The following is a 4,043-nucleotide window of genomic DNA, read 5'->3' on the forward strand; positions in this document are numbered from 1 at the left end:
TGATTCGAACATAAAGTAAACAGGAATATTTTTCACTTGGGGGCTTGACAGCCCCGAAACACCAGATCTAGCCCCTCGGGGGCGAGTGTTTGCTTTTGCGCGATGTTTATTTGCCGGTTCGAAGCGAGAAAAAATTTGACTCGTCGGGCAAATCACCGGTACATGGTCATCATCGCAAGAACCAATGTCCGCGCCGAGAGATCGGTCGCGGTTTTTTTTTGTTGGCCGTCAGCTGTAGGATGGGTGGAGCGCAGCCATACCCATCATTCTCAGCGAGTAGCAGAGTAGCCCGCATGAGCGAAGCGACATGCGGGACCTCGGAAACCCCGGTACGTTGACTCCAGTGCGAAAGCCTGCGAACGAATAACCATCCGACAGACGCCGAACTCCTGGTTTCGCGTCTATGGTTCGTCGGTGGATGATTCCAAGCGACGAACGGCGGCTCGGCGCTCGGTGATGCGCTTCAAGCGCGAGATCGCCAATGCGCTGGGCCGACGGGTAGCGCCTCTGCCCAGAGGACGGCCCCCAAGCCGAAGACGAAGGCGCCGGCTCAGCAGCCAAGTCTAATCTAATTCCACTGACCCCGATTTTCCAATTTATACGCTCGCGGATCCGGCGCAGCGCCTACAAAAACGGCGATTACGACTGGCCCGGCAGGTTTTCCGTACGCAGCGAGTGCGGTCGGATCGGTAATGGAGCGATGGAAAGTGATCCAATATACCCTTGTGATTTCTGTTATCCCAGTCGTTTGATGGATCTTCGATCTACGAAGCTAGAGCACTGGCACCCAGCCAAGTTGCAGCATCGCCAATGCCGGTCGATTCAGACACTCTTTGGCCAGCCTTTGCCTCTGACTTCAAAATCTGTGCAAGCGGAATCCGCTGTTATAGGAAGCGTAAGCGTGAACCGCGCGCCTCCCAAACTGGAATAGTTATCCGCTCTTATGCCGCCGCCGTGTACTGCAACGATGGATCTGGATATAAGTAAGCCCATGCCCATTCCTGTTGGCCTGGTTGTGAACACATCCTCAAAAAGATGCGGAAGATGACAAGGGTCAATTCCAGGGCCACTATCTTCAACAGTGCAACAGACCAGCTCATCAGCCAAATTGCTGGTGCGGACCGCGATCTTTCGAGGAATCGTATCGGTATTCGCGAGCGCTTGAATGGCATTCACCACCAAGTTGACGATCACCTGGTGGAGTTGACTTCGGTTACCGTTTATTTCTGAAGGAGATGACGTCAGATCAAGAGACATGATGACATCGTTTGACTGCAATTCGTGTTGCAGGAATGTCATTGCTTCCGCGATGATCTCGTCGAGCGTAAGGTTTGTTTGCTGTGGCGCGCGTCCAGATGCCATTGCCCTGATATGCGCTACTATATCGAGCGTGCGGCCACTATCTTGAACGATGCGTTCAATCAGAGTTCGTGCCCTCACCACGTTTTGAGGATCCCCATCGAGCCAGCGTAACGCTGTCTGAGCGTTGAGCTGTATGGCAGCGAGTGGCTGATTGACCTCGTGCACAATGGAGCCGACCAACTCGCCGAGCCTGGATACTCGCGGCGCACGTCTCTTGTGCCAAGATAGCCCGAGCACCTCTTGCTCGATCGCCCCGCTCTCGATCGCTTTCCCGACCATTCGCGCGTTAGCTGGCGCCTCGGTCGTCGATGAGACAGTCGCTTGTTCCAAATGCGAGCGTTTCCTTGCGCAAGCTGGCGTCTCGCTTACGGATGGCGTGTTGGTCATCATGGCGCCTCACCTCGACTGTTCGTCCCCGGCCGAGAATCCCACATTCAAGCCTTGCTTATAGGAGCGAACATGACGCTGATCCATCTGCGCTTTTGCTGCCGCTATTGAACTTAGCAGCGTCCGCCCTAGCGTTTCGTTTAGATGAGCGCTCGTTTCCTGACTCGCAACGAGCGTTGTCCACCGTAACTCGCGAGCATGTGATCGAGGAACAAGAGAGGTGAAATTGACTCACGGAGGGAGCGCGATTCCAACGGAGAATTCGTGGTCGAAGGATCCAGGCAGGTGCCGCCGAACGAGAAAGCAGCTCAATGGTCTGTTTGCCGCGGCGTTACCCGCGCGTCAGGCAATCCGGTGGGATCAATGAGCTCGCCGGATCGCCGAACACTCCCGCGTCTCCAAGCGCCCACTGGAGTCGGCTTTTAAGTGTCGCCCGATCGAACGGCTTGGTGAGATACGCGACGGCCCCTCGCTTCATGACCTGATCATGAACACGGCCGACAGGGAACGCCGTGATGAAGATGACTGGTATTTTTGTACCGATCTTCAACAGATGCTCCTGGAGCAGCAGGCCGCTCATCCCGCGCATTTGCACGTCAGCGATCAGACATTGCGTCTTTTCCAGCAACTGAGAGCCTAGAAATGCCTCACCGGACTCGAAGGTCTCGACTTGATATCCAAGCGTCTCCACCAGCCCGCCTGTTGCCGTGCGAACATCGTCGTCGTCGTCTACAATCGAGATCAGGGGAACAGCGGCCACGGTCGCTCCTTCTTGCCGCTTTCACATCGCAAGCTTTAGGCCGTAACTCAATCGAGATTATGCCGACCCAATCAATCAAACACAGGCTGAACCATCGATTCGATTAGCCGGATTGCTCTTTCGATGATTGGAGGCCTAGTTTATCGGCTATTCGAACCAAATCAGCGGCCGATCGCGCGCCCATCTTCGATATGACCTGGTTCCGGTGAATGCGAACGGTCATGGCGGTGATGCCGATCTGGCCGGCGATTTGCTTGACTATCCGCCCTTCGGCGAGCAGCGCCATTACCTCGCGTTCACGAGATGTGAGCGACTCAAACCGAGCCTGTAGCGCGGCTAGTTCTTTGGCCTGGGCACGATTCAATCGATCGCGCTCAATCCCATTTCGAACCGCATCGAGCAATTCCTGGTGCCGAAAAGGCTTGGTCAAAAATTCTATCGCGCCGGCTTTTATGGCGCGGACCGACATGGGAATGTCGGCATGGGCAGTAAGGAATACAATCGAGGGTCTGCTATTCGCGTTTGCAAGCTGCGCCTGAAAGTCGAGACCACTGGCGCCCGGCAACCGCACGTCCAATACGATGCAATTGACCGGGAGCTGCTTGCTCGCTCGCAAATATTCGTCAACTGAACCATAGAGTTCTGTCTTGAGGGCGACCGTTTCGAACAATTCGCGCAGCGCCTCACGGACCGACTGATCGTCGTCGATAACCGCAACCACGGATCTTTCATCGGTCATAGGACGTCACCGCCTCGACGCTCATGGGAATGGACCCAGGTGTGCTCAAATAAGCGGACCCACCGTTGGCGCGCGCGAACGGTCTGCGCCATCGATCTCTTGGTGGCAAACGAGGGCCGGGTGATAGTCCCTTGTCAAGACCGCAGCCGCCGTAGGCGGTGGCCGAAGGCCAGTCTTTACAAGGGACTATCACCCGGCCACGCTCGGCCCACCCGAGGGCGACGTTCGCATGCAGCTGGCGCCGGATGCGCAGGGGCGAACGCCCCTGAGCGCGAAAAGGTTGGTGGGTCACAAAAACGAGCATACCCCGGGTCAAATAGCGTGAGCGTCAAGGCGTAGGGCGGCGTTTCTATTCCCGGTAGGTTCGGTTCGGTGGTGATACTGGCTGGCCCGAAAGGCCGCCCACGCGTCAGCGGCAACGCCGGTATTGCCGGCGGCGCGGGACCATTCAGCCCGGTCTCGCTCACTGAGACTGTTCCACCAGATCATTCCGATTTCGTCGTCGGCTGTTGCTCCGTCGTCGTGGTCGGGTAGCCCGTGCGCGGCGCGGAGTGACCGCCACGAGTCAGACGCAGCGCCGCGCGCGGGCGGGCGGTTAGTGACGGGGGTCATTTTTTGACCGCCTTGCTCGGCCTTGTGGCCGTCGCATCCGCCATTTCGGCGACCGGCCCCATCGTGTCGGACTTGGCCGTTTTTGGATCGCGCATCGAGGGACCATCGAGCGCGAGGCGGTAGGCGTTGTGCACGAGGCGATCGAGGATCGCGTCAGCGAAGGTTGGCTCGTCGATGACGTCA

The 4,043-nt window shown here is 57.3% G+C and carries 3 protein-coding genes and 1 pseudogene; all 4 read right to left on the minus strand.

Annotated elements, in window-relative coordinates:
• Positions 1-822: 822 nt before the first annotated feature.
• Positions 823-1,752, minus strand: a complete 930-nt coding sequence (locus ABSG20_RS32335; protein ID WP_423868512.1) for a sensor histidine kinase — start codon at positions 1,750-1,752, stop codon at positions 823-825.
• Between the two features lie 328 nt (positions 1,753-2,080).
• Positions 2,081-2,509, minus strand: coding sequence for a response regulator transcription factor (locus tag ABSG20_RS32340; protein WP_423868513.1), 429 nt, complete (start codon positions 2,507-2,509; stop codon positions 2,081-2,083).
• A gap of 103 nt (positions 2,510-2,612) precedes the next feature.
• Entirely contained in the window at positions 2,613-3,248 is a 636-nt protein-coding gene (locus ABSG20_RS32345; protein ID WP_423868514.1) for a response regulator transcription factor, read from the minus strand.
• A gap of 608 nt (positions 3,249-3,856) precedes the next feature.
• A pseudogene (locus ABSG20_RS32350) lies at positions 3,857-4,043 on the minus strand (hypothetical protein); the annotation flags it as partial.

The sequence above is a fragment of the Bradyrhizobium sp. genome (genome assembly GCF_049512235.1).
GTDB lineage: Bacteria > Pseudomonadota > Alphaproteobacteria > Rhizobiales > Xanthobacteraceae > Bradyrhizobium.

Coding starts and splice junctions, on each gene's coding strand:
- ABSG20_RS32345 (WP_423868514.1), bottom strand. CDS start 3,248: ATGACCGATGAAAGATCCGTGGTTGCGGTTATCGACGACGATCAGTCG.
- ABSG20_RS32335 (WP_423868512.1), bottom strand. CDS start 1,752: ATGATGACCAACACGCCATCCGTAAGCGAGACGCCAGCTTGCGCAAGG.